This window comes from Methylorubrum podarium (assembly GCF_022179745.1).
GTDB lineage: Bacteria > Pseudomonadota > Alphaproteobacteria > Rhizobiales > Beijerinckiaceae > Methylobacterium > Methylobacterium podarium.
In genome coordinates, this window is sequence record NZ_BPRD01000188.1 from 1 (window position 1) to 22,638 (window position 22,638).

23 protein-coding genes are annotated in these 22,638 nt (G+C 70.0%); 12 read left to right on the forward strand and 11 right to left on the reverse strand.

Features of this window, described 5'->3' with window-relative positions:
* Nucleotides 1–31 precede the first annotated feature (31 nt).
* Nucleotides 32–1,045 carry a peptidoglycan -binding protein gene (locus tag MFF42_RS10150; protein ID WP_238255642.1) on the forward strand — a complete coding sequence of 338 codons (1,014 nt, stop codon included), beginning with the start codon at nucleotides 32–34 and terminating at the stop codon, nucleotides 1,043–1,045.
* A gap of 215 nt (nucleotides 1,046–1,260) precedes the next feature.
* Here MFF42_RS10150 and MFF42_RS10155 read toward each other — a convergent pair whose 3' ends face one another.
* Both MFF42_RS10155 and MFF42_RS10160 read right to left on the reverse strand, forming a co-directional pair.
* Nucleotides 1,261–2,268, reverse strand: coding sequence for a D-cysteine desulfhydrase family protein (locus MFF42_RS10155; protein WP_238255643.1), 1,008 nt, complete (start codon nucleotides 2,266–2,268; stop codon nucleotides 1,261–1,263).
* A 6-nt stretch (nucleotides 2,269–2,274) separates the two neighbouring features.
* Entirely contained in the window at nucleotides 2,275–4,131 is a 1,857-nt protein-coding gene (locus MFF42_RS10160) for an ABC transporter transmembrane domain-containing protein (protein WP_238255644.1), read from the reverse strand.
* A gap of 310 nt (nucleotides 4,132–4,441) precedes the next feature.
* Between MFF42_RS10160 and rpmE the strand changes: the two genes are divergently transcribed.
* On the forward strand, nucleotides 4,442–4,696 hold the full coding sequence (gene rpmE / locus MFF42_RS10165) for a 50S ribosomal protein L31 (RefSeq protein ID WP_238255645.1): 255 nt from the start codon (nucleotides 4,442–4,444) through the stop codon (nucleotides 4,694–4,696).
* 406 nt (nucleotides 4,697–5,102) lie between these two features.
* Here rpmE and rcdA read toward each other — a convergent pair whose 3' ends face one another.
* A complete protein-coding gene (rcdA, locus tag MFF42_RS10170; protein WP_238255646.1) occupies nucleotides 5,103–5,636 on the reverse strand; it encodes a protease adaptor protein RcdA in 534 nt (177 codons plus the stop codon).
* A gap of 632 nt (nucleotides 5,637–6,268) precedes the next feature.
* On the opposite strand from rcdA, the gene rpmH reads away from it, so the two are divergent.
* The 6 genes from rpmH (at nucleotide 6,269) to MFF42_RS10200 (ending at nucleotide 10,616) form a co-directional block, all read left to right on the forward strand.
* The gene (gene rpmH, locus MFF42_RS10175) at nucleotides 6,269–6,403 is read left to right on the forward strand and encodes a 50S ribosomal protein L34 (RefSeq protein ID WP_012253788.1); all 135 of its coding nucleotides are present in this window, start codon (nucleotides 6,269–6,271) and stop codon (nucleotides 6,401–6,403) included.
* A gap of 71 nt (nucleotides 6,404–6,474) precedes the next feature.
* The gene (rnpA, locus tag MFF42_RS10180; RefSeq protein WP_238255647.1) at nucleotides 6,475–6,972 is read left to right on the forward strand and encodes a ribonuclease P protein component; all 498 of its coding nucleotides are present in this window, start codon (nucleotides 6,475–6,477) and stop codon (nucleotides 6,970–6,972) included.
* Nucleotides 6,965–8,815 carry a membrane protein insertase YidC gene (gene yidC / locus MFF42_RS10185; protein WP_238255648.1) on the forward strand — a complete coding sequence of 617 codons (1,851 nt, stop codon included), beginning with the start codon at nucleotides 6,965–6,967 and terminating at the stop codon, nucleotides 8,813–8,815. Before rnpA ends, yidC begins: the two co-directional genes overlap by 8 nt.
* A gap of 151 nt (nucleotides 8,816–8,966) precedes the next feature.
* Nucleotides 8,967–9,626, forward strand: a complete 660-nt coding sequence (gene yihA / locus MFF42_RS10190; protein WP_238255649.1) for a ribosome biogenesis GTP-binding protein YihA/YsxC — start codon at nucleotides 8,967–8,969, stop codon at nucleotides 9,624–9,626.
* Nucleotides 9,623–9,994 (forward strand): DUF423 domain-containing protein, encoded by a 372-nt coding sequence (locus MFF42_RS10195; RefSeq protein ID WP_238255650.1) that lies wholly within the window; start codon nucleotides 9,623–9,625, stop codon nucleotides 9,992–9,994. The genes yihA and MFF42_RS10195 overlap by 4 nt, the downstream gene beginning before the upstream one ends.
* A gap of 34 nt (nucleotides 9,995–10,028) precedes the next feature.
* A complete protein-coding gene (locus tag MFF42_RS10200; protein WP_238255651.1) occupies nucleotides 10,029–10,616 on the forward strand; it encodes a hypothetical protein in 588 nt (195 codons plus the stop codon).
* A gap of 7 nt (nucleotides 10,617–10,623) precedes the next feature.
* Here the strand turns inward: MFF42_RS10200 and MFF42_RS10205 are convergent, their stop codons facing one another.
* From MFF42_RS10205 to MFF42_RS10230, 6 genes are all read right to left on the reverse strand, one after another.
* On the reverse strand, nucleotides 10,624–12,060 hold the full coding sequence (locus MFF42_RS10205) for a short-chain fatty acid transporter (protein ID WP_238255652.1): 1,437 nt from the start codon (nucleotides 12,058–12,060) through the stop codon (nucleotides 10,624–10,626).
* Between the two features lie 193 nt (nucleotides 12,061–12,253).
* The gene (locus MFF42_RS10210) at nucleotides 12,254–12,931 is read right to left on the reverse strand and encodes a metallophosphoesterase family protein (RefSeq protein WP_238255653.1); all 678 of its coding nucleotides are present in this window, start codon (nucleotides 12,929–12,931) and stop codon (nucleotides 12,254–12,256) included.
* Between the two features lie 118 nt (nucleotides 12,932–13,049).
* On the reverse strand, nucleotides 13,050–13,580 hold the full coding sequence (locus MFF42_RS10215; RefSeq protein ID WP_238255654.1) for a GNAT family N-acetyltransferase: 531 nt from the start codon (nucleotides 13,578–13,580) through the stop codon (nucleotides 13,050–13,052).
* On the reverse strand, nucleotides 13,568–13,906 hold the full coding sequence (locus MFF42_RS10220; RefSeq protein ID WP_238255655.1) for a type II toxin-antitoxin system TacA family antitoxin: 339 nt from the start codon (nucleotides 13,904–13,906) through the stop codon (nucleotides 13,568–13,570). Before MFF42_RS10220 ends, MFF42_RS10215 begins: the two co-directional genes overlap by 13 nt.
* A gap of 143 nt (nucleotides 13,907–14,049) precedes the next feature.
* Nucleotides 14,050–16,674: an ATP-dependent chaperone ClpB gene (gene clpB / locus MFF42_RS10225; RefSeq protein WP_238255656.1), complete on the reverse strand. Its 2,625-nt coding sequence runs from the start codon at nucleotides 16,672–16,674 to the stop codon at nucleotides 14,050–14,052.
* A gap of 216 nt (nucleotides 16,675–16,890) precedes the next feature.
* Entirely contained in the window at nucleotides 16,891–17,688 is a 798-nt protein-coding gene (locus tag MFF42_RS10230) for an MOSC domain-containing protein (protein WP_238255657.1), read from the reverse strand.
* A 136-nt stretch (nucleotides 17,689–17,824) separates the two neighbouring features.
* Between MFF42_RS10230 and MFF42_RS10235 the strand changes: the two genes are divergently transcribed.
* Nucleotides 17,825–18,604, forward strand: a complete 780-nt coding sequence (locus MFF42_RS10235) for an MOSC domain-containing protein (RefSeq protein ID WP_238255658.1) — start codon at nucleotides 17,825–17,827, stop codon at nucleotides 18,602–18,604.
* 22 nt (nucleotides 18,605–18,626) lie between these two features.
* Here MFF42_RS10235 and MFF42_RS10240 read toward each other — a convergent pair whose 3' ends face one another.
* Nucleotides 18,627–18,851, reverse strand: a complete 225-nt coding sequence (locus MFF42_RS10240; RefSeq protein ID WP_238255659.1) for a hypothetical protein — start codon at nucleotides 18,849–18,851, stop codon at nucleotides 18,627–18,629.
* Nucleotides 18,852–19,129: 278 nt separating this feature from the next.
* Here MFF42_RS10240 and argB point away from each other — a divergent pair, with 278 nt between their 5' ends.
* From argB to MFF42_RS10255, 3 genes are all read left to right on the forward strand, one after another.
* Nucleotides 19,130–20,026: an acetylglutamate kinase gene (gene argB / locus MFF42_RS10245; RefSeq protein WP_238255660.1), complete on the forward strand. Its 897-nt coding sequence runs from the start codon at nucleotides 19,130–19,132 to the stop codon at nucleotides 20,024–20,026.
* 88 nt (nucleotides 20,027–20,114) lie between these two features.
* Nucleotides 20,115–20,861 carry a pyrimidine 5'-nucleotidase gene (locus MFF42_RS10250; RefSeq protein ID WP_238255661.1) on the forward strand — a complete coding sequence of 249 codons (747 nt, stop codon included), beginning with the start codon at nucleotides 20,115–20,117 and terminating at the stop codon, nucleotides 20,859–20,861.
* On the forward strand, nucleotides 20,858–21,298 hold the full coding sequence (locus MFF42_RS10255) for a metallopeptidase family protein (RefSeq protein ID WP_238255662.1): 441 nt from the start codon (nucleotides 20,858–20,860) through the stop codon (nucleotides 21,296–21,298). The genes MFF42_RS10250 and MFF42_RS10255 overlap by 4 nt, the downstream gene beginning before the upstream one ends.
* Nucleotides 21,299–21,301: 3 nt before the next feature.
* On the opposite strand, the gene MFF42_RS10260 is transcribed toward MFF42_RS10255, so the two are convergent.
* A complete protein-coding gene (locus tag MFF42_RS10260) occupies nucleotides 21,302–22,534 on the reverse strand; it encodes a peptide ABC transporter permease (RefSeq protein ID WP_238255663.1) in 1,233 nt (410 codons plus the stop codon).
* Nucleotides 22,535–22,638: the final 104 nt, after the last annotated feature.

Here is a 22,638-nt window from a genome sequence, read left to right on the forward strand (position 1 = left end):
CCGCTCCCGCGGCGGCGGGAGGAGCGCTGACATGGCGTCCGCGCGCGCGCGCTCGCAGCGCAGCCTCAATGTCTGGCCGGGCTATGTCGATGCGCTCGCGACACTCCTGCTCGCGGTCGTCTTCCTGCTCACCGTCTTCGTGGTGGGGCAGTTCTTCCTCTCGCAGGAGCTGACGGGCCGCGACGCCGTCCTCAACCGCCTCAACCGCCAGATCGCCGACCTCACCGACCTGCTCGCGCTGGAGCGTTCGAGCCGCCGCGCCCAGGAAGAGGCGGCCGCCGGCCTGCGCAACACCCTGACCGCGGCGGAGGCCGAGCGCGACCGGCTCCGGGCGCTGGCCGACGCCAGCGAGGCGGCCCAGGGCAAGAGCGCCGACGTCGATGCGCAGCTCGCCGCCGAGCGCGGCGCGACGCAGCGGGCGCAGAATCAGGTCGAGCTGCTCAACGAGCAGATCCGCGCCCTGCGCCGGCAGCTCGCGGCGCTCGAGGACGCGCTGGCGGCCTCCGAGTCCCGCGACCGGGAGAGCCAGGCCCGCATCGCCGAACTCGGCAGCCGCCTCAACGTGGCGCTCGCCCAGAGGGTGCAGGAACTCGCCCGCTACCGCTCCGACTTCTTCGGGCGCCTGCGCCAGATCATCGGCAGCCGCACCGATGTCCGCATCGTCGGCGACCGATTCGTGCTGCAATCCGAGGTGCTGTTCACGGCGGGTTCCGCGGCCCTGAAGCCCGAGGCCGGCCCGGAGCTCGACCGGATCGCGGGCGCGATCCTCGACATCGCGCGGGAGATCCCCGCCGACATCCCCTGGGTGCTGCGCGTGGACGGCCATACCGACGCGCGACCGATCCAGTCGGCGCAGTTCCCCTCAAACTGGGAGCTGTCAGCCGCCCGCGCCATCGCGGTCGTGCAGTACCTGCGGAGCAAGGGCCTCCCGCCGCAGCGGCTGCTCGCCGGCGCCTTCGGCGAGTTCCAGCCGCTCGATTCGGGGACGAGCGACGAGGCCTATGCGCGCAACCGCCGGATCGAGATGAAGCTGACGGAGCGGTGAGCCGCACGGCACGGCGTCTTGCGGAGTTCGCGGCGCGGCCTACGAGGTCGAGTTCACGGCGCCCGTCGCCGGCCTGGCTACTACTGCGCGCCAGAACAGGTTCTCGTCCAAAACTGATTGCGCGAGATCCCCCCTCTCCCCCCGTGCGGGGAGTGGGCTTCGATTGCTACCCAGCGAACAGGCGCTGAAGGGCTACAGTGACCTGGGAGCCGAATCTAAAACTCGCTCCGATACGCGAACAGCCCCGGCACGCCGCCGGTCATCACGAACAGCACCGCCGCGCCGCGCTCGTACAGGCCCGCGCGCACGTCGTGGAGCAGCCCGGCGAACGCCTTGCCGCTGTAGACGGGATCGAGCAGCAGCCCCTCGGTGCGGGCCATGAGCCGCACCGCCTCGCGCATGCCCTCGGTCGGGATGCCGTAGCCCGGCCCGCGATGGGCGCCGTCCACCCGGACGGCGTCGTCGGCGAGCGTCAGGCCGCCGCCGATCAGCGCGAGGGTGTCGCGGGCCTTGGCGAGCGTCGCGTCGCGCGCCTCGGCCTCGGGGGCGAGCACCGTGTAGGACTGGGCGAGATGCGGATCGCGGCCGGCGGCGGTCAGGCCCGCGGCGAGGCCGGCATGGGTGCCGGAACTGCCGTTCGGCACGACGATCCGGGCGAAGGCGAGGCCGAGATTGGCCGATTGCTCCAGGATCTCGGCAGCGCAGGCGGCGTAGCCGAGGCAGCCGAGCGGGCTCGACCCGCCGGAGGGAAAGACGAAGACGCGCCGCCCCTCCAACCGCAGTTCCTCCGCCCGCGCTTCGGCCCGCGCCAGCGAATCCGCCTCACCCGGCAGCAGATGGACGCGGGCGCCGAACAGATCCTGCAGCAGCCGGTTGCCGTTGCCGGTGTAGTCGGCGTCCTCCCGGGGGACGCTGCGGGTCAGGAACAGCTCGCAGGCGAGCCCCATCCGCGCGGCGGAGGCGGCGGTGAGCCGGGCATGGTTCGATTGCAGCGCGCCGACGGTGATCACCGTGTCGGCGCGCTCCGCCAGCGCCTGGCCGAGAAGGAATTCAAGCTTGCGCAGCTTGTTGCCGCCGAGCCCCACCGGTCCGACGTCGTCGCGCTTCACGAACAGCCGCACGCCGTTCAGCTCCGTCCCGAGATGGGTCGAGAGCCGGTCGAGGGAGCGGATCGGCGTCGGCCCGTCGGTGAGCGCCACGCGGGGGAAGCGGGTGAGGTCCATCAAGCCCTACTCCGCCGCGTGCTTCGGGCGCGGGTCGCGCGCCCGGGCGCTCTCGTCGAAGCTGTCGGCGAATTGCAGGCTCGCGAGCTGCGCGTAGAGGGCGCCGCGGGCGAGCAGGCTCTCGTGCGTGCCCTCCTCGACGATCTTTCCGCCGTCGAAGACGAGGATGCGGTCGGCGGCGCGGATGGTCGCGAGGCGGTGGGCGATCACCAGCGTGGTGCGCCCCTGCATCAGCCGGTCGAGGGCGTTCTGCACCGCGCGCTCGCTCTCGGCGTCGAGGGCCGAGGTCGCCTCGTCGAGGAGCAGGATCGGCGCGTCCTTGAGGATCGCGCGGGCGATGGCGATGCGCTGGCGCTGCCCGCCCGAGAGCGTGGTGCCGCGCTCGCCCAGCAGCGTCGCGTAGCCCTCCGGCAGGGCGCGGATGAAGCCGTCGGCGTTGGCGAGCCGGGCGGCCTCCTCGACCTCCCCCTCGCTCGCGCCGGGGCGCCCGTAGCGGATGTTCTCAAGGACCGTGCCGGAGAACACCACCGGATCCTGCGGCACCAGGGAGAGGCGCTCGCGCAGGGCGTCGAGATCGGCCTGCGGCAGGGTTACGCCGTCGATCGTCACCTGCCCCTCGTCCGGGTCGTAGAAGCGCAGCAGCAATTGCAGCACCGTGGTCTTGCCGGCCCCAGAGGGGCCGACCAGGGCGATGCGCTCGCCCGGAGCCGCCGTGAACGAGACGCCGTCGAGCGCCGCGTGCTCGGGCCGGGTGGGGTAGCGGAAGCGCACCGCCTCGAACGCGACCGCGCCGCGGGCCGGGCTCGGCAGGGCGACCGGGTGCTCGGGCGAGCGGATCGCCGGCTCGGCGGCCAGGATCTCGCCGAGCCGCTCGGCGGCGCCCGCGGCCTGGGCGAGTTCACCGTAGACCTCGGAGAGCTGGCCGAGGGCGCTGGCGCCGAACACCGCGTAGAGGATGAATTGCGAGAGCTGGCCGGCGCTGGTGGTGCCGGCGAGCACGCCCTTGGCGCCGTACCACATCACCCCGACCACCGAGGCCGAGATCAGGAAGATCGCCACGCCCGTGAGCAGGGCGCGGGCGGTGATCGAGGCCCGCGCCGACCGGTAGGCGTTCTCGGAGGCTTCCGCGAAGCGCCCGGCGGTGGTGCGGCCCATGCCGAAGGCCTGCATCGTGCGCACGGCGCCGACGGCCTCGGCGGCGTAGGCCGACGCGTCGGCGAGCCGGTCCTGCGCCGCCCGGGAGCGGCGGCGCACGCCGCGGCCCGACAGGATCAGCGGGAAGACGATGAGCGGGATCGCGGCCAGGACGAGGATCGACAGGCCGGGGCTCGTCCAGACCATCATGACGACGGCGCCGACGAACAGGAACAGGTTGCGCAGCAGGATCGAGATCGAGACCCCGAACACCGCCTTGACCTGCGTCGCGTCCGCGGTGAGCCGCGAGACGATCTCGCCCGACTGCGCCTTGTCGAAGAAGGTCGGGTCGAGGCTGGTCAGCCGGGCGAAGACCGCCGAGCGCAGATCCGCCACGACGCGCTCGCCGAGCGTCACCACCGAGTAGTAGCGGCCCGCGCTCGACACCGCGAGCACCGCCACCACGCCGAGCAGCGCGACGAAGTAGGAGTTGATGAGCGCCTGTCCCTCCGGCGAGAAGCCGTGGTCGATCACCCGCCGAATCGCGATCGGCACGACGAGTGTCGCGCCGGAGGCCGCGAGCAGCGAGACCAGCGCCGCGAGGATGCGGCCCCGATAGCGGCTCGCGAAGGGGATCAGGGGTTTGAGCGCCCCGAGGGGCGCCCGCCCCCGGAGGGCCGCCCGCGGGTCGACCTCTGCGCCGGGCGACGCGTCACGCCTGCGGGCCATCGTTCCTCGACATCGTTTCGTCCCGTCCTGAGCCGTTTCTATCTTGGCGGTTTCTGTCGTGTCGTCGTTGACGTGAGCCATCGCATAAGCAGCGACCGCCCCGATTTCCAGTTCGCGTCGACCCTGCGGACACGTCTTCGCCGATTGTCGTGCCGAGATTTCGCGCGAGACCGCCGATCCGCCCGCCCTCTCTTGTCGGTCGCCCGAGGCTGAGGTATAGGCGCGCCTTCATCGGAATGCGCGCGATGTTTTGCCCCTGGCTCCTCCCCGAGTGGCGGGGCCGGTCGGCGTGCTACCTCAGGAATTCGTCATGGCAAAGAACGAGGCCGGCAAGGCCAAGGGGACCGAGCACCCCGACTACCACTTCATCAAGGTCGTGATGACCGACGGCACCGAGTACAAGACCCGCTCGACCTACGGCAAGGAAGGCGACGTCCTCAACCTGGACATCGACCCGACCACGCACCCGGCCTGGACCGGCGGCGAGCAGAAGATGCTCGATCGCGGCGGCCGCGTCTCGCGCTTCAACAACCGCTTCGCCGGCCTCGGCTTCGGCAAGAAGTGATTTTTTGGGATTTGGGCTCCGGCCCGGATCGATGAGACGGCGCCGCTCGCGGCGCCGTTTTCGTTTGCGCGCGAGGGCCGGCACGCCGTCTGACACGGTTTCCGGTTGATCACTTCGGTTCGGCCCCACCCCCGGCATCCCGGGGCCGCGCAGCGGAACCCGGGATCTACCCGTAATGCGCGGCTCAACGTGGCATCACAGGTGGATTCCGGGTTCGCCTTTGGCGCCCCGGAATGACGGGAAACGGTGCCGAAGGAATCAATCGGAAACGGTGTGAATGGGCGCGACGCGAGGCGCCGCCGAAGCCCCGCCGAATCGAACGGGCGCGGCCATCCCTCGACGACACGCGCCCCGTCCGGCCCCGGTCGCTTTCGCCGGCAGCCTGCCTCTCAGCTTTCGAAAGAAATCACTCCCCGCCGAAGGCGGCCCGCAGGCGCCCGAACTGGGCGGTCACCGGGCTCTCCCGCGGCACCGGCACGGGGCGGTCCTCGCTGATCAGCGCGTCGAGGTGGAGGATGCGCGCGTGCAGCCGGCGCGAGCGGCGCACGAGATCCTGAAGCCGGAGCGGAAGCGCCGCGAAGGCCTCGCCGGCCTCCGGCAGGGCGCGCTCCGACTCGGCGAGCTTGACGCGGGTCTTCTCCTCCTGCGCCTGACTCAGCGAGATCTCGCCCTCGGAGACCGCCCGCTGCACCAGCAGCCAGGAGGCGATCTGCATCAGCCGGGTGGTGAGGCGCATGCTCTCGCTGGCATAGGCCAGCGTGGCGTCGCGCGAGATCAGGCGCGATTCGGCCCTCCCCTCCCCGTCGAGATAGGCCGCCGTCTCCTCGACCAGCAGCATCCCCTCGCGGAACAGGGTCTTGAAGGCTTCCGACGACACGTAGGACTCGCCGAAGCTTACCCACTCGCGGTCGTCCCGGAACGTGACGTCGAACTCGGTCATCCTGCCTCCTGTACCGCCGGCGAACCATCTGTCCCGGATGGGGACGATCTCGGTGCGAATGCAGCCAGTGGGGCAAGTGTAGCGCCGAACGCGAGCCGAAAGAGGGTTCACGTCCTTTTAACGTTAACGGCGCGGCGACGGCGGATGGCGCGGGGCCCGGCGGGCGGATCGGCGCCAAAAAAAGAAGCCGCTCCAGAGGAGCGGCTCTCATGAGTCTTACAGGGAGGCATCAAACAGACTGGACGGAGATCCCAATCAGGATCCAGACAATCTGGATGTGCCTCTTTGTAGAACGGAAAGGTTAACGCACCGTTAAACGCTCGGCGGGTGTCCCGAAAAGTTGCGAAGGCCCGGAATCGAGGATTGGGATCCCAACCGGCCGCATCCCTACGGTTTCGATACGCACGACGGGGGCAGCGACGACGCTGCGGCACCGTGCGCAGCCGTGCCTCCGCATCGGCAGCCCGTCATTGACTTGCGGCGCCCCCTCCGCCATAAGCCGCGCCATTGCGAAGCGGCGCCCTGTCCCGGGCGCCCTTCGCGTTTGCAGATCCCATTTCGAGGTTCACACACGGTCCGCGCGCTGATCGCAAGCGCCGCCGGGTCGAGACCTCGACCGCCGGAGACCGATCATGAAGAGAACCTACCAGCCGAGCAAGCTCGTCCGTAAGCGCCGTCACGGCTTCCGCGCCCGCATGGCGACCGCCGGCGGCCGCAAGGTCATCGCCGCCCGCCGCGCGCACGGCCGCAAGCGCCTCTCGGCCTGACACACTCCGTGGCGCCGCAGGACGGCGCCACGTCTCGCAACACGAGCCCGCGAATCGGGATCGGAGCGCCCGTGCCGACGATCGGACGTCTCCGGCGGCGCCCGGATTTCCTGGCAGCCGCCCAGGGCCGGCGGTTCCGCACGGAACGCATGAGCGCCCAAGGGCGCCTGCGCGATCCGGGCGAGACCCGTGACGGCGCGACCGCCGAGGGGATCTTCCTCGGCTTCACCATCACGAAGCGCGTGGGGCATGCGACCGAACGCAACCGGATCCGGCGACGCCTGCGCAGCGCCGTCGCCGCCGTGGCGACGGATGCGCCCTCGATCGGCGCGGATGTCGTGGTGATCGCCCGGCGCCCCGCACTGAACGCTCCCTTCGAAAGCCTCGTCGAGGATCTGCGGCGCGCGCTCCATTCTGTGACGCGCCCGGCCGCGCCGCGCACCGGCGACGCTCCCCGTTCCTCCCCATCGCGACGCGGCGGCTCCCGCTCCGGCCGGGGCGCGACCGCGGGCGGCCCTCACCCCCTCCCCTCCACATCGAAGGCGCCTGACGGATCGACCGATGGGTAACGACAAGACGAACATGTTCGTCGCCATCGCCTTGTCGCTGGTGGTCCTGCTTGGCTGGCATTACTTCGTCACCGGGCCGGCCAGCGAGCGGCAGCGACAGGCGGCACAGAGCCAGACCGCGCAGCAACCGGGCGCGCCGCAGACGGCCGACGGCATCCCCGCCCCGAGCCCGCGCGAGGGCAGCCCCAGCGCGCCCGTGCCCGGCACCGTGCCGGGCACCGCCGCCCAGGGTCCCGTCACCCGCGAGGAGGCGCTGGCGCGCTCGGCGCGGGTGCGGCTCGACACGCCCGCCCTCTACGGCTCGATCGCGCTCAAGGGCGCGCGCATCGACGACGTGAGCCTCAAGAACTACCACGAGACCGTCAGCGACGAGAGCCCGCGCATCGTGCTGCTCTCGCCCACCGGCAGCCAGAACCCCTACTACGCCGAGTTCGGCTGGGTCGGCGCCAATGCCGGGCCGCTGCCCAACGGCGACACGGTCTGGAAGGCCGACGGCGACCTGCTCGCCCCCGGCAAGCCGCTCACGCTGAGCTGGGACAACGGCCAGGGCCTCGTCTTCAAGCGCATCATCGCCGTCGACGACAAGTTCATGTTCACGGTCCGCGACGAGGTGGAGAACACCTCGGCCAACCCCGTAACGCTCTACCCCTACAGCCTCGTCTCGCGCTGGGGTAAGCCGCACACCCAGGGCTACTACGTGCTGCACGAGGGCCTGATCGGCGTGCTCGGCAACGACGGCCTGCAGGAATACACCTACGACAAGGTCGCCAAGGAGCCGTCCTATGGCGGCCCCGGCACGCTGGGCAAGGCCTGGACAAACGTGACCGGCGGCTGGGTCGGCATCACCGACAAGTACTGGGCCGCCGCCACGATCCCGGAGCAGGACAAGCCCTTCACGGGCGCCTTCACCGAGCGCACCGACGGGGCGACCAAGGTCTACCAGACCTCCGTGCGGGGCGACTCGGTCACCGTCGCGCCGAACGCGTCCTCGACCACGACCCAGCGCCTGTTCGCGGGCGCCAAGGAGGTCAACCAGATCAACGCCTACGAGCGCGAGCTCGGCATCAAGCAGTTCGATCTGATGATCGACTGGGGCTGGTTCTGGTTCCTGACCAAGCCGATGTTCCGGGCGCTGGACTTCTTCTTCCATCTCGCCGGCAATTTCGGTGTCTCGATCCTGCTGGTGACGCTGATCCTGAAGATCTTCTTCCTGCCGATCGCCAACCGCTCCTACGTCTCCATGGCCAAGATGAAGGCCGTGCAGCCGGAGATGACTTCCATCCGGGAGCGCTACAAGGACGACCGGACGAAGCAGCAACAGGCGATGATGGAGCTGTACAAGAAGGAGAAGATCAATCCGATCGCCGGCTGCTGGCCGGTGCTGATCCAGATCCCGGTCTTCTTCGCGCTCTACAAGGTCCTGTTCATCACCATCGAGATGCGGCACGCGCCGTTCTTCGGCTGGATCCAAGACCTCGCCGCGCCCGATCCGACGAGCATCGTGAACCTGTTCGGCCTGCTGCCGTTCGCCGCGCCCGACTTCATCCATCTGGGCGTGTGGCCGATCATCATGGGCATCACGATGTTCGTGCAGATGAAGATGAACCCCGCGCCGCCGGACCCGGTCCAGGCGCAGGTCTTCGCCTTCATGCCGATCGTGTTCACCTTCATGCTCGGCTCGTTCCCCGCCGGCCTCGTGATCTACTGGGCCTGGAACAACCTGCTCTCGGTGATCCAGCAGTACATCATCATGCGCCGCAACGGCGTGAAGGTGGAGCTGTGGGACAACATCAGGGGCATGTTCAAACGCGGCGACAAGAAAGCCGCGGCCACCAAGGGCTGACCGCGCGCTGACCGACGAACCCTCCTCCCCCCTCGCGGGGAGGAGCCGGAGGCAGGGGTCGTGCAGGATGAGGCGCCCCGCTGCCTCCTCCACGAACCCCCACCCCCTCTCCTCTCCCCGCGCGGGGGAGGGAAAGCAGCGGCCCCCGACCATGACAGACGCCGCCATCGAAGACCCCTCCCCCGAACTGCTGGAAGCCGGGCGCCTGCTCTTCGTGGGCGAGGCCGAGTTCACCGCCGCCGCGCCGGCTCTCGGCGCCCTGCCGCCGATGGAGGGCGTCGAGATCGCCTTCGCCGGGCGTTCCAATGTCGGCAAGTCGAGCCTCGTCAACGCGCTGACCGGCCGCAACACCCTGGCGCGCACCTCGCACACGCCGGGCCGCACCCAGCAGCTCAACTTCTTCCGGATCGGCGGGCGCCTGATGCTCGTCGACATGCCGGGCTACGGCTACGCCGCGGTCGAGAAGGCCAAGGTCGAGGCCTGGACCAAGCTGATCCACGCCTACCTCAAGGGCCGCTCGAATCTCGCCCGCGTCTACGTGCTGATCGATTCCCGGCACGGCCTGAAATCGATCGACACCGACCTGCTCGACGGGCTCGACAAGGCGGCGGTCTCCTACCAGATCGTGCTGACCAAGGGCGACGCCCTCAAGAAATCCGAAATCGAGAAGCGCATCGCCGGCATCCAGGCGGCCCTCGCCAAGCGCCCCGCGGCCTATCCGGAAGTGCTGCTGACCTCGAGCCGCGACGACCGCGGCGTGGCCGAACTGCGTGCCAGCATCGCCCGGCTGCTGCAGGAGCGCGGCGCGTGACCGGCCTCGACCGTCTTCTCGCCGCCCTCGCGGCGCTCGCCGGAGGACTCGGCGTGGCAGCCAGCGCCGCCGCCGCGCATACCAGCGGCGGCGAGACGCTGAAGACCGCCGCGCAGTTTCTCCTCTTCCACGCCCCCGCCATCCTCGCCCTGACGGGCTTTGCCGCCGCCGGCTTGACGCGCGGCGCCCCCAGCCGCCTCGCCGCGGCGGCGATGCTCGTCGGGCTGGTGCTGTTCTCCGGCGACCTCGCGATGCGGGCGCTCGTCGGCCAAGCGCTGTTCCCGATGGCCGCGCCGGCGGGCGGGATTGTGCTGATGGCGGGTTGGCTGCTCGCGGCCATCGCCGTGCTGGTGCCGGCGCGGCGCTGATCCGGCGATCCGGCCGAATCCGCAGGAGGGGCGCGTGCCGAGATCCTGGCTTCTGCTCGCCGCCTGCCTGGCCGCTTTCTCCGCCCACGCCGCCGAGATCGAGGAGAACGAGCCGCTGGTGATGCGGCTGATCTTCGAGGATTGCCTCGGCTACATCCGCCACGGCCGCACCCCGTTCGAGGGGCTCGCGACGCGGCCCGCCTCGCGGGACGCGATCGATCAGATTCCGTCCCGCGCGCCCGACCGGGACAAGGCGGTCGAACTGCTGTCGCCGCGCTACGTCGCCGCCTGGGGCCGGGATGCCCTGGGCCGGCACTGTCTCGTCCAGACCGTGTGGTCGGCCGAGCGCGACGGCTTGAAGGCACAGCTCGGCGTGCGGGCGAAGGGCTTCCTCCAGCGCGTCGACGCCCGCGCCCGCAGCGAAGGGTTCACGGAATCCGGGATCGCGGATGCGTTCTCGCCGCTCGCGACGAGTTTCTGGTCGGACGGCGAGACCGGCCATGACAGCGGGCCTCGGCGTCCCGTCAGCTTCTCGCTGCTTGCCTCGAGCGGCGACGAGGCCCGCGGTCTCATGGATGCCGGGATCATCGCGATGGGCGGCCCGCCCCAGGGCCGCCCCTAGGCGCGCCCTACGGCATCACCGGCGGGTGATATTCCAGCGTGAAGGCGAGCGCCCAGAGCAGGAACAGCACCACCGGCAGGTGGACGATGAGCTGCAGGAAGCTGAAGCCGACGATGTCGCGGGCCTTCAATCCCAGAATGCCGAGCAGCGGCAGCATGAAGAACGGGTTGATCAGGTTCGGCAGGGCTTCGGCCGCGTTGTAGACCTGCACCGCCCAGCCGAGATGCACCTTCAGCTCGTTGGCCGCCTGCATCACGTAGGGCGCTTCCAGGAGCCACTTGCCGCCGCCCGAGGGGATGAAGAAGCCGAGCAGCGCCGAGTAGACGCCCATCGCGAGCGGGAAGCTCCCTTGCGTGTTCAGGGCGACGAAGGCGTGGGCGATCACGTCCGACAGGCTGTGCCCGGCGGCGTTCTTGGCGCCCGTCAGGATCGCCGCGATGGCGGCGTAGAACGGGAACTGGATCAGGATGCCGGCGGTGGCCGGCACCGCCTTGCCGAGGGCGGCGAGGAAGCGCTTCGGCCGCCAGTGCAGGACGAGACCCGCCATCAGGAACAGGAAGTTGTAGGTGTTGAGGCTGGAGATCGCGATCATCCAGTCCTGGCGCGCGAATTCCTGGATCAGCCAGCCCGCCGCGAGCAGGCCGATCAGCACGGTCAGGACGGGGGCGTGCTCCAGCCACTCGCCGGGCTGCTTCGGCGGGGGCAGGCTCGTGTCCTCCTTCGACACGTCGACGCCGAGATCCTGGGCCGTCACCGCGGTCTCGCGGCCCGGCGCGGAGGCGACCGCGATCACCGCCGAGAGCACGACGAGGATCGCGGTGATCAGCATGGACTGCCAGAGGAAGATCGTCTCGCTGAACGGGATCACGCCGGTGATCGGCAAGAGCCCCGGCGGCAGGCTCTTCGGGTTCGCCTGAAGCTGCGCCGCGGAGGAGGAAAGCCCCATCGCCCAGGTCGCCCCGAGGCCGAGATAGGCCGCCGCGCCGGCCGCCCGGTAATCCATCCGCAGATCCGGCCGCCGGGCGAGCGCCCGGGCGAGCAGGCCGCCGAAGATCAGGCTGAGGCCCCAGCTCAGGAGCGAGGAGAGCATGGTGGCGAGCGCCACGAAGCCGATGGCGCCGCGCCCGGTCTTGGGCACCAGCGCCAGGCGGTCGATCAGCGCCTGGACGGGCGCGGAGGTCGCCACCACGTAGCCGCCGATGGTGACGAAGACCATCTGCATGGTGAAGGGGATCAGGCTCCAGAAGCCGTCGCCGAAGCTCTTCGTCACCGCCTGGACCGGCGCGCCGTTCAGGAGCGCCGCGCCCGCCACGATGACGACGGCGATGGCCACGAACACGAAGGCGTCCGGGAACCACTTCTCGGCCCAATCGGTGAAGCGGAGGGCGAGCCGGGCGAGCGGCTTCTCCTCGGTCCGGCTGCGGGGCTCTGCGGGCGCATCCATCGGCGTCGGCTCCTCATCCGCGGCGCGAACCCCCGCGGCTGCCTCCGTTAGAGAGGGAGCCGCCGCCCGGTTCAAGCAGGTCCGGTGACGAAACCTCAGCGCTCACAGAAATCGAGGTTCGCCGGCCCGGCCGGCAGGCGCGCCGCATCGCAGGTCTCGCGGTGGGGCGTAAGGCCCGAGTCGCCTCGGACGGTCAAGCCTGGGCCGGCACCCGCAGGAATTCCAGGGCGGGCCCCTGCGCGTTCGAGAACACGCCCGCGGTCAGGGCGTTGCCGTAGACCGCGCCGGTGTCGAGATTGGTGCGGAAACGGCGGCAATCCGGGCCGCCGCGGGTCCGCGGCGTGTGGCCGTGGACCACGTGGCGGCCGAAATCGTGATCCTCGGACAGGAACGGCTCCCGGATCCAGAGCCGGTTGTGCGGATCGGGGTCCGGCACCTCGGATTCCGGGCGGAAGCCGGCATGGACGTACCAGCGCTGCGCGTCCGCGTGCAGGGTCGGCAGGGCCTCGATCCAGTCGAGCACCTCGCCGGGCAGTTCCTCCGGCCCGGAGACGCCGAACGAGGCGAGCGCCTCGGCGCCGCCGTTGTAGACCCAGTGGTCGAGGGCGCCGGGCTCGCGCAGGCTCTTCAGCAGCATCTCCTCGTGGTTGCCCATCAGGCAGACCACGTCGTCCGGCTCGCGCCATTGCAGGCGGCGCAGGGTCTCGATCACCCGCGCGCTGTCGGGACCGCGATCGATGTAGTCGCCGAGGAACACGAGTTTCTTCGCGCCTCCGGCCGCGTGGGACTCGATGCGTTCCAGCATACGGTCGAGGAGGTCGGCACAGCCGTGGATGTCGCCGATGGCGTAGGTGAGCGTTTCGGTCGTCATGGGCGCGGTTGCCAGTTCGTCGTTCTCACGCGGCTTTCCTGGAGAGACGCTCCGTTCCCCACAGGCCATCCGATCGACGCCGCCGGTTGCATGAAAATCAGTTCCGCCACTCGCCCTCTCAACCGAACGCCGCGAGCACCGTTTCAATCGGCAGGAACAGCGTGCGGCTGTCCTCAGGATATTCGATGAACTCGGCGCAGTTCAAATAGAAGCGTCTGGCCGCATCATCCTTGGCATGAACCAGCACCGCTGCGATGCCGATGCTCTGGGACGCCAACGCGATGCGGCGTAGCGCGTCGGCCAGGATGTCGGCGCCGAGCCCTCGACCCGCGCACTCACGGGTGACAGCCAGCCGGCCGATCACCGAGACCGGGATCGTATCGGGCGCATTGCGGCGCAGCTTTCCCGGTGCGTCGTTGCGCGCGACCGACCCCGCCGAGATGCAGTAATAGGCGACGACCCGGTTGTCCTCGCAGACGACATAGGTGCGCGAGAACCGGCTTTCATTCTTTAGCGCCCGATGCCTGAGCCAGTCGTCGAGGGTCGGCTCACTGCAATCGAAAGCGGACAGATCGTGCTGGGCGCTGAGTGGAACGGGTGGCGAGAGAGGCGATCCGGGACGTTCCGGTCCCCCGGCTATTTCTGCCATGCCGGAACACGACGAAGCAGCGACCGAAGCTTCACTCCGGGCGCAGGCGGATTGTCGAGCGCGTGCATGAAGGCATCGTAGCGATCGGGATCGAGCCTGAACAATCGCTGGTCGAGCAGCACGTCGATCGCGTGCCGCCGGGCCGTCTCGACCATGAACTCGGTCCGCGTCTTGCCGAGGGCGGCGGCCGCCTCGTCGATCAACTGGCGGGTCTGCGATTCGATGCGCAGGTTGATGCTGCCCTTGGGGTCGGACGCAGGAGACCGCTCCGCAACGGCGACAGAGGCGGCAACGCCGTGCGACGAGGGTTCGCGATCCTTCGGCATGACCTGAACATGGCGCGCCGTATAGACAACGTCAACACGATGCGCGGGCGACGGCAGTCGTCAACTCGTGAAGCAGAACGGCTGAGCCACACCATCCGGCATGGCCCAGCCCATTTCATTGAGCGAGCCCGAAAGCTCCTGCGTCAGTTCAGCAGCACCCCCGCCGGCCGGCGCTCGGCGGCGATGTCGCCGATCATCAGACCGGCCGGGCCGACGCGGATCGGCACCGTCTCGCCGTCGTGGATCACGCCGGAGAGGATCGCCTCGGCGAGCGGATCCTGCACGTTCTTCTGGATCACCCGCTTCAGCGGCCGCGCCCCGTAGGCCGGGTCGTAGCCCTTGTCGGCGAGCCAAGTGCGGGCCTCGTCGTCCACGTCGAGGGTGATCTTGCGATCCTCCAGGAGCTTGGCGAGGCGGCCGAGCTGGATGTCGACGATCGCCCCCATCTCCGAGCGCGCGAGGCGGTGGAACAGGATGATCTCGTCGACCCGGTTCAGGAACTCGGGACGGAAATGGCCCCGCACCACGCCCATCACTTCGTCGCGCACCGCGTCGGTGTCCTGGCCGGCCGGCTGGTTGACCAGATACTCGGCGCCGAGGTTCGAGGTCATGATCAGCAGCGTGTTGCGGAAATCGACCGTCCGGCCCTGCCCGTCCGTCAGGCGCCCGTCGTCGAGCACCTGCAGCAGGACGTTGAACACGTCCGGATGCGCCTTCTCCACCTCGTCGAACAGCACGACCTGATAGGGCCGGCGCCGCACGGCCTCGGTCAGCGCCCCGCCCTCCTCGTAGCCGACATAGCCCGGAGGCGCGCCGATGAGGCGGGCGACGGCGTGCTTCTCCATGTACTCGGACATGTCGATGCGGACCAACGCCGTGTCGTCGTCGAACAGGAAGCCGGCGAGCGCCTTGGTCAGCTCGGTCTTGCCGACGCCGGTCGGGCCGAGGAACATGAACGAGCCGATCGGCCGGTTGGGATCCTGCAGGCCGGCCCGCGCCCGGCGCACCGCGGTCGAGACCGCCTCCACCGCCTCGCGCTGGCCGACGACGCGCTTGCCCAGCGCCTCCTCCATCGCGAGCAGTTTTTCGCGTTCGCCCTCCAGCATCTTGTCCACCGGCACGCCGGTCCAGCGCGAGACGACGCCCGCGATGTGCTGCGGCGTCACCGCCTCCTCGACCATGCCGTCGCGGGCGACCGCGCTCTCGGCCGCGGCCTCGATCTCGGCGAGCTGCTTCTCCAGGCCGGGGATCACGCCGTAGGCGAGTTCGCCCGCGCGCTGGTACTGGCCCTGGCGCTGGGCCGCGGCGAGTTCGTTCCTCGCCTCGTCGAGCTTCTTCTTGAGCTCGGCGGCGGCACCCAGCTTGTCCTTCTCGGCCTTCCAGCGCGCCGTGATGGTGGCGGACTGCTCCTCAAGGTCGGCAAGCTCCTTCTCCAGGCGCTGGAGCCGGTCGCGGGAGGCGGAATCCGTCTCCTTCTTCAGAGCCTCGCCCTCGATCTTCAGCCGCACGATCTCGCGATCGACGTTGTCGAGCTCTTCCGGCTTCGAGTCGACCTGCATGCGCAGGCGCGAGCCGGCCTCGTCCACGAGATCGATCGCCTTGTCGGGCAGGAAGCGGTCGGTGATGTAGCGGTTCGACAGCGTCGCCGCCGCGACGAGCGCGCTGTCCTGGATGCGCACGCCGTGGTGCTGCTCGTATTTCTCCTTGATGCCGCGCAGGATCGACACCGTGTCCTCGACGGTGGGCTCGGACACGAAGACCGGCTGGAAGCGGCGGGCCAGCGCCGCGTCCTTCTCGACATGCTTGCGGTACTCGTCGAGCGTGGTCGCGCCGACGCAGTGCAGTTCGCCGCGGGCGAGCGCGGGCTTCAGCAGGTTCGACGCGTCCATGGCGCCGTCGGCCTTGCCCGCGCCGACGAGCGTGTGCATCTCGTCGATGAACAGGATGATCTGGCCTTCCGCGGCGGTGACTTCCGAGAGCACGCCCTTCAGGCGCTCCTCGAACTCGCCGCGATACTTCGCGCCCGCGATCAGCGCGCCCATGTCGAGCGCCAGCAGGTTCTTCTCCTTGAGGGATTCCGGCACGTCGCCGTTGACGATGCGCAGCGCCAGCCCCTCGACGATAGCGGTCTTGCCGACGCCGGGCTCGCCGATCAGCACGGGGTTGTTCTTGGTCCGCCGGGACAGGACCTGGATCGTGCGGCGGATCTCCTCGTCGCGGCCGATCACCGGATCGAGCTTGCCGTCGCGGGCGGCTTCCGTGAGGTCGCGGGCGTACTTCTTGAGCGCGTCGTAGGCGTTCTCGGCACTCGCGTTGTCGGCGGTGCGGCCCTTGCGGAGCGCGTTGATCGCCGCGTTGAGCGAGGCCGCGGTGACGCCCGCCGCGGTCAGGATGCGGCCGGCCTCGGACTCCTTCTCGACGGCGAAGGCGAGCAGCAGCCGCTCGACGGTGACGTAGGAATCGCCCGCCTTCTCGGCGGCCTGCTCGGCGGTGTCGAACACGCGCACGAGGTCGCGCGTCGCCTGCGGCTGCGCGGAATTGCCCGAGACCTTCGGCTGCTTGGCGAGCCACTGCTCGACCTGCGCATGCGCGACCCGCGACTGACCGCCGGCGCGGTCGATGAGACCGGCGCAGAGCCCTTCGGGATCGTCGAGCAGGACCTTGAGGAGATGGCCGGGCGCGAGCTGAGGGTTGCCTTCGCGGACGGCGAGATTCTGCGCAGCCTGGACGAAGCCGCGGGCGCGCTCGGTGTATTTCTCGAAATTCATGCGTGTTGCCCTTCCCCGGACCGGATTGTCTTCCGCCCGCTCACGCGGCACGGAGCCTCCGATGCGTTGCCCCGCGGGGTCAGCCCCGCCGGGACACCGGCGCTGTCTTGAGAGCCGCCGGCAGGACTGATCTGGTGTTGCGTTTACGTAACACAAGGGGGAGAGCGCGGCCGAATCGCAGGTCATTCGGGACCGTTCCGCCGGCCCCGCCGCGGGTCAGCCGGCGGCGGCCTCGGTCGGTGAGGTCACCGCCATCCGGTCGCCGACCGCGATGGCGCCGTCGGTGAGCACTTCGAGGTAGATGCCGAGATCGACGTGACCGAAATGCCGCTTGAGCGCCTTCGGCAGATGGGTGTCGCGCGCGGCGGTCTCCGGATTGACGTCGACGGCGGCGCAGCGCGGCGTGCGGGCGAGCCCCCGCAGGCGCAAGGCTCCGATGGTCACCTCCCGATCGACCCAATCCATCTCGGCCCAGGGCTCCAGCCCGTCGACGTAGATGTTGGCGCGGAAGCGCAGGGGGTGGATCGTCCGGCCCGTCCGCTCCTCCAGGGCGCGGACCGAGGCGAGATTGATGAGCGAGACCGCGCGCATGAAGGCCGGCGAGATCACGCTGCCGTCGGTGAATTTGTGATCCGCCGCCCGCACGAGGCGCGGCCGCCCCTTGGCGGCAGGGCCGACATACGCCTCGAAGAAGCGCTCGACGGCTTCGCGCCCCGCCGCACGGGTCAGATCCTCGCTGAGCACCGTCTCACCGTCGCGCGTGACCGTGAGATGTCCGGTCTCCGGATCGAACCGCGTCGAGAGCGCCGCCAGCACCTCGTTGTTGCGCAGCATCAGGAAGAAGCCCTTGTCGAGCGGCTCGGGATTCTGCGGATCGAAGGCCGTGGTGCCGAGGGCCAGGGCATATTCGCGGTCGAAGGCGAGGCCGGAGGCGCGGGCCAGGCTCAGCGCGGGAAGCGGCTCGGCCGAGAGCCCCTTGACGGGATATCGGTAGAGCGCGGTGACTTCGGCCATCTGTCTTCATCCTCCTGACGGAGGCGGCACGCTGACCGAGACCGCGGCCGCGGACCATGCGGAATTCTCCGTAGACGGCGCGTGTCTCGTGCGGGACCGGTTGCAAACGGCACGGGCCCGGTCGTAGCGATGCGGCATGAGCCAGACGCCCGACATCCGCATCGCCGCCCTCTACCGCTATCCGGTCAAGGGGCTCTCGCCCGAGGCGTTGGAGGCGGCGGAGCTGGAGACCAGCGGCTACTTTCCGGGCGACCGGCTCTACGCCATCGAGAACGGCCCGTCCGGCTTCAACGAGACCGTGCCGCGCCACCTGCCCAAGGTCGCCTACCTGATGCTGATGCGCAACGAGGCGCTGGCGCGGCTGCGCACCCGCTTCGACAACGCCACGCATCGCCTCACCGTCGAGGAGAACGGCGCGCCGGCGGTGGACGCGGATCTGAGCACCGCGGAGGGCCGGGAGGCGCTCGCCGACTTCATGAAGGGGTTCCTGCCGCAGGAGCTGCGCGGCGCGCCGCGGGTGCTGGCGGCGGCGCCCGGCTACCGCTTCACCGATTCGCGCACCGGCTACGTCTCGCTCATCAACCGGGCGAGCGTGGCGGCGACCGAGGATCTCGTCGGCGCTCCCGTCGATCCCCTGCGCTTCCGCGGCAATCTCTATCTCGACGGGCTGGCGCCCTGGGCCGAACTCGACATGGTCGGCCGGGTGCTGGAGGCGGAGGGCGGCGTCCGGCTGAAGGTCACCAGCCGGACCGTGCGGTGCGCAGCCACGAACGTCGATCCGCAGACCGGCCTGCGCGACCTGTCGATCCCGAAGGCGCTGATGGAGGGTCTCGGCCACGCCGATTGCGGCGTCTACGCCGAGGTCCTGGCCGGCGGCCCGCTGCGGGCGGGCGACGGGCTGCGGGTGATCGGCTGAGGCGGGGTCAGCGCTTGCGGGGTCAACGCTTGCGGGCTTGGGCGCGGGCCGTGAGCCAGAGCGGCTCGGGCTCGGCGCAGGGCAGGAGCGCCGCCACCGCGTCGAGATCGACCGCGTAGTTCTCCGTGAGCTGCCGCCACACGTCCGCCGAGGAGCCCGCGCCCCGACCCAAGCGCTCGACGACGCGCGCGAGCAGGCCGGGATGGGTGAGGCTGGGACGCGGCGTCACCAGATCGGCGTTCAGCATGATCGGCCCCCTTCGTTCGATGGGCCGATGATTGATGAAGATGGTTAATGCCGGATTAACTTCTTCGGCCAAATCTATAGAGGCGCGTGCGCGATCGCCGGGTTTCAACCTGAGGGTCGTGACGATCGCCGCCGGATCTGCGCCGGGGCGGCGATCTCCCCCTTCGCGCGACCGCCATCGCAGAATCGCGAGCAGGCGATGTCTTCGCTCCGCACGAAGCCTGCGCTAGAACCCCGCCGAATCCGCCCCCGACTCAGCAGAGAGCCAGGACGACCGCGATGACCGATCCGCTGCCGAACGTGCATGTGCGCGCCGAGATCCTGACCCAGGCGCTGCCGCACATGCAGCGCTACGATCAGGAGATCGTGGTCATCAAGTACGGCGGCCACGCCATGGGCGATCCGGCGGCGGCGGAGGACTTCGCCGAGGACATCGTGCTGCTCGAACAGTCCGGGCTGAAGCCGATCGTCGTGCACGGCGGCGGGCCGCAGATCGGCAAGATGCTGGCCCGGCTCGGCATCGAGTCGGAGTTCCGCGGCGGCCTTCGCGTCACCGACGAGGCCACCGTCGAGGTGGTCGAGATGGTGCTCGCCGGCTCGATCAACAAGCAGATCGTCGGCTGGATCGCCGCCGAGGGCGGCCGGGCGATCGGCCTGTGCGGCAAGGACGGCAACATGGTCCGCGCCAAGCGGGCGCTGCGCACGATCAAGGACCCCGACAGCAACATCGAGCAGGCGATCGATCTCGGCCTCGTCGGCGAGCCCGAGCATGTCGAGCGCGGCGTGCTCGACGCGGTGCTGAAGGCCGAGCTGATCCCGGTGCTGGCCCCCGTCGCCTACGGCGAGGACGGCAAGACCTACAACGTCAACGCCGACACCTTCGCCGGCGCCATCGCCGGGGCGCTGCGGGCCAAGCGCCTGCTGCTCCTGACCGACGTGCCGGGCGTGCTCGACAAGGACAAGAACCTGATCCAGGAGCTCTCGGTGGAGGATTGCCGGCGCCTGATCGCCGACGGCACCATCACGGGCGGCATGATCCCGAAGGTCGAGACCTGCATCTACGCCCTCGAACAGGGCGTGGAGGCGGTGGTCATCCTCAACGGCAAGGTCGCGCACGCGGCGCTGCTCGAGCTGTTCACCGATTTCGGTGCGGGCACCCTGATCCGGCGCACCTGACGGCAGCGCTTCCCTGAGGCGCGCGAACGCCTACATTACGGGACGGGGCATCCCCGTCCCGTTTCCCCTTTCAAGCGTCACCTTTCCCTTGCTTCTTCCCGGCGAGAGCCACTTCACCACCGCCGACGCCCGCGGCTTCTCCGACGTCGATACCTGGGTGTTCGACCTCGACAACACGCTCTATCCGAGCGACGCGCGGGTCTGGCCGCAGGTGGACGAGCGGATCACGCTCTACGTGATGCGGCTCTACGGCCTCGACGCGATCTCGGCCCGTGCCCTGCAGAAGCATTTCTACCACCGCTACGGCACCACCCTGAAGGCGCTGATGGTGGAGGAAGGCGTCGATCCGCACGACTTCCTCGATTTCGCCCACGACATCGACCACTCGACGATCAAGCTCGACGAATCCCTCGGCACCGCGATCGAGCATCTGCCGGGGCGCAAGCTGATCCTCACCAACGGGTCGCGCCGCCACGCGGAGCAGGTGGCGGAGAAGCTCGGCATCCTCAACCATTTCGAGGACGTGTTCGACATCGCCGCCGCCGACTTCGTGCCGAAGCCCGACCGCAGCACCTACGAGCGCTTCCTCCTGCGCCACGGGGTCGATCCCCGGCGCTCGGCCCTGTTCGAGGACATCGCCCGCAACCTCGTCGTGCCGCACGACCTCGGCATGGCGACCGTGCTCGTCGTCCCGCCGACGCCGGACCCGTTCCGCGAGCGGTTCGAGCAGGAGGCGGTGAAGGAGCCGCATATCGACCACATCACCAACGACCTGGCCGCCTTCCTGAAGCGCTGCGTGCTGCCGGTCGTCCCGCCGGAGCCCGGCGCGTCGTGAGCGACGGCGGCGGGAGCAACTGGGCCGAGACGAGGTCGCCGAGCCTCGCCGAGATCGAGGCGCTGGCGGATGCCGCCTTCGTCGCGCTGCCGGAGGAATTCCGCGCGCTCTGCGCGGGCGTGCGCATCCACGTCGACGACTTCCCCGACGAGGAGACCCTGACCGAGATGGGCTGCGAGTCGGAGTTCGACCTGCTCGGCCTGTTCCGCGGCGTCGGGCTGGCGCAATCGGGCGAGGTCGCCACGGGGCAGATGCCCAACGCCGTCTGGCTCTACCGCCGGCCGCTGCTCGATTACTGGGCCGAGCACGACGAGACGCTCGGCCACCTCGTCACCCACGTCCTCGTCCACGAGATCGGCCACCATTTCGGCCTTTCCGACGACGACATGGCCGCCATCGAGGCGGCGGCGGACGCGATCGAGCCGCCGGACGCTTGAGCGTCAGCCGCGCGCCGGTAGCCGCGGGATCAGCCCGACCTTGGGCCGGCGGGATCGGAACTGCCCGCGCTCGATCGCCACGAAGGTGAGGATCGCCATGGCGAGCGTGGTCAGCCACCAGATCGTGGTGAGGCCGACGCCGATGCAGCCGATGGCGAAGGCCGTCGCGAAGGCCGCCATGGCGCAGGGCGCGAGCACCGTCGCGTCGCGGCCGGCGCGGTGGATCGCGCCGTAGAGGGCGAACGCCGCGGCGAAGGCGCCGACGATGCCGAGCTCGTACCAGAACTCGAACAGCATCGTGGTCGGCGCATTGATCGGCAGGATACCGAAGATCTTTCCGCGCAGGGCCGTCTCGAGGCCGTGGCCGGTCACGAGCCGCACCGGCTCCAGGGTGACGACCTTCTGCCACGCCTTGAGCGCCAGCACGCCCGGCGCCACCGGGCCGAACAGGGCGACGCCGATGGGGCGCGCGAGGAACGGCAGCAGCGGCGCGACCACGAGCAGACCCGCGGCGCTGAGCGCCGTGACCCGTACGCCGAGCGACAGGCGCCAATGGGTCAGCGCGAAGGCGAGCGCCCCGGCGGCCAGGGCGAACAGAGCGGTCACGCCCGGCGCCAGCAGCAGCGCCCCCGCAACCAGCACCACCACGACGAGGGAGCCGATGTCGCGGCGGCGCGAGCGCAGCCACGCCACGGCGGGCCAGGCGAGCAGTGCCAGCAGCACCGCCCCGCGCTCCAGGGCGCTGTCGCCGTCCGGATTGTCCTTAAGCATCGCGTCGCCGACGAGGTTGATCAGGATCGCGACGATGGCGGCCGCCCCGACGCCCAGCGGCAGCAGGTAGAGGTTGGCCGAGCGCATCCGGTCGGGCAGCGCGAGATAGGCGAGCAGGGTCATCACCACGGTGGCGACGAGGTTGGCCAGCCGCTCGCTCGCCGGCCCGGGAAACGGCGTCCAGACGAGCGACAGGCCCGACCAGAACACCACCAGCATGCCCGCCAGGAACGAGGGTGCCGTCAGGAGCCGCTTCAGGGCCGGTTTGACGGCGCGCTGGTGCTGGTCGATGGCGCTCGCGGTGATCAGCAGGACGACGGCGATGGGCGCCAGCACCACGGTGGCGCGGCGCGAGACCTGCGCGGCCACCGGCAGCACCACGAACAGGCCGAAGAAGCCGATGCGGCGCAGCAGGGCCGCCGCGTCGAGGGCGGGATCGACCGTCGTGTTCGGGGGACGCGGCATGATCGAGGAGAGACCGGATCCGGCGCCCCTGCGGGGTGCGGGCGCGTGCCTACACCTAGTGCAGGCCGGGGGGCCGGGCTGTAGAAGCGCTGCAACACCCCGAG

What these genes read in the sequence shown, in the direction of transcription:
- MFF42_RS10150 (WP_238255642.1), top strand. Translation starts at nt 32, where the DNA reads ATGGCGTCCGCGCGCGCGCGCTCGCAGCGCAGCCTCAATGTCTGGCCG.
- MFF42_RS10155 (WP_238255643.1), bottom strand. Translation starts at nt 2,268, where the DNA reads ATGGACCTCACCCGCTTCCCCCGCGTGGCGCTCACCGACGGGCCGACG.
- MFF42_RS10160 (WP_238255644.1), bottom strand. Translation starts at nt 4,131, where the DNA reads ATGGCCCGCAGGCGTGACGCGTCGCCCGGCGCAGAGGTCGACCCGCGG.
- rpmE (WP_238255645.1), top strand. Translation starts at nt 4,442, where the DNA reads ATGGCAAAGAACGAGGCCGGCAAGGCCAAGGGGACCGAGCACCCCGAC.
- rcdA (WP_238255646.1), bottom strand. Translation starts at nt 5,636, where the DNA reads ATGACCGAGTTCGACGTCACGTTCCGGGACGACCGCGAGTGGGTAAGC.
- rpmH (WP_012253788.1), top strand. Translation starts at nt 6,269, where the DNA reads ATGAAGAGAACCTACCAGCCGAGCAAGCTCGTCCGTAAGCGCCGTCAC.
- yidC (WP_238255648.1), top strand. Translation starts at nt 6,965, where the DNA reads ATGGGTAACGACAAGACGAACATGTTCGTCGCCATCGCCTTGTCGCTG.
- yihA (WP_238255649.1), top strand. Translation starts at nt 8,967, where the DNA reads ATGACAGACGCCGCCATCGAAGACCCCTCCCCCGAACTGCTGGAAGCC.
- MFF42_RS10205 (WP_238255652.1), bottom strand. Translation starts at nt 12,060, where the DNA reads ATGGATGCGCCCGCAGAGCCCCGCAGCCGGACCGAGGAGAAGCCGCTC.
- MFF42_RS10210 (WP_238255653.1), bottom strand. Translation starts at nt 12,931, where the DNA reads ATGACGACCGAAACGCTCACCTACGCCATCGGCGACATCCACGGCTGT.
- MFF42_RS10215 (WP_238255654.1), bottom strand. Translation starts at nt 13,580, where the DNA reads ATGGCAGAAATAGCCGGGGGACCGGAACGTCCCGGATCGCCTCTCTCG.
- MFF42_RS10220 (WP_238255655.1), bottom strand. Translation starts at nt 13,906, where the DNA reads ATGCCGAAGGATCGCGAACCCTCGTCGCACGGCGTTGCCGCCTCTGTC.
- clpB (WP_238255656.1), bottom strand. Translation starts at nt 16,674, where the DNA reads ATGAATTTCGAGAAATACACCGAGCGCGCCCGCGGCTTCGTCCAGGCT.
- MFF42_RS10230 (WP_238255657.1), bottom strand. Translation starts at nt 17,688, where the DNA reads ATGGCCGAAGTCACCGCGCTCTACCGATATCCCGTCAAGGGGCTCTCG.
- MFF42_RS10235 (WP_238255658.1), top strand. Translation starts at nt 17,825, where the DNA reads ATGAGCCAGACGCCCGACATCCGCATCGCCGCCCTCTACCGCTATCCG.
- MFF42_RS10240 (WP_238255659.1), bottom strand. Translation starts at nt 18,851, where the DNA reads ATGCTGAACGCCGATCTGGTGACGCCGCGTCCCAGCCTCACCCATCCC.
- argB (WP_238255660.1), top strand. Translation starts at nt 19,130, where the DNA reads ATGACCGATCCGCTGCCGAACGTGCATGTGCGCGCCGAGATCCTGACC.
- MFF42_RS10260 (WP_238255663.1), bottom strand. Translation starts at nt 22,534, where the DNA reads ATGCCGCGTCCCCCGAACACGACGGTCGATCCCGCCCTCGACGCGGCG.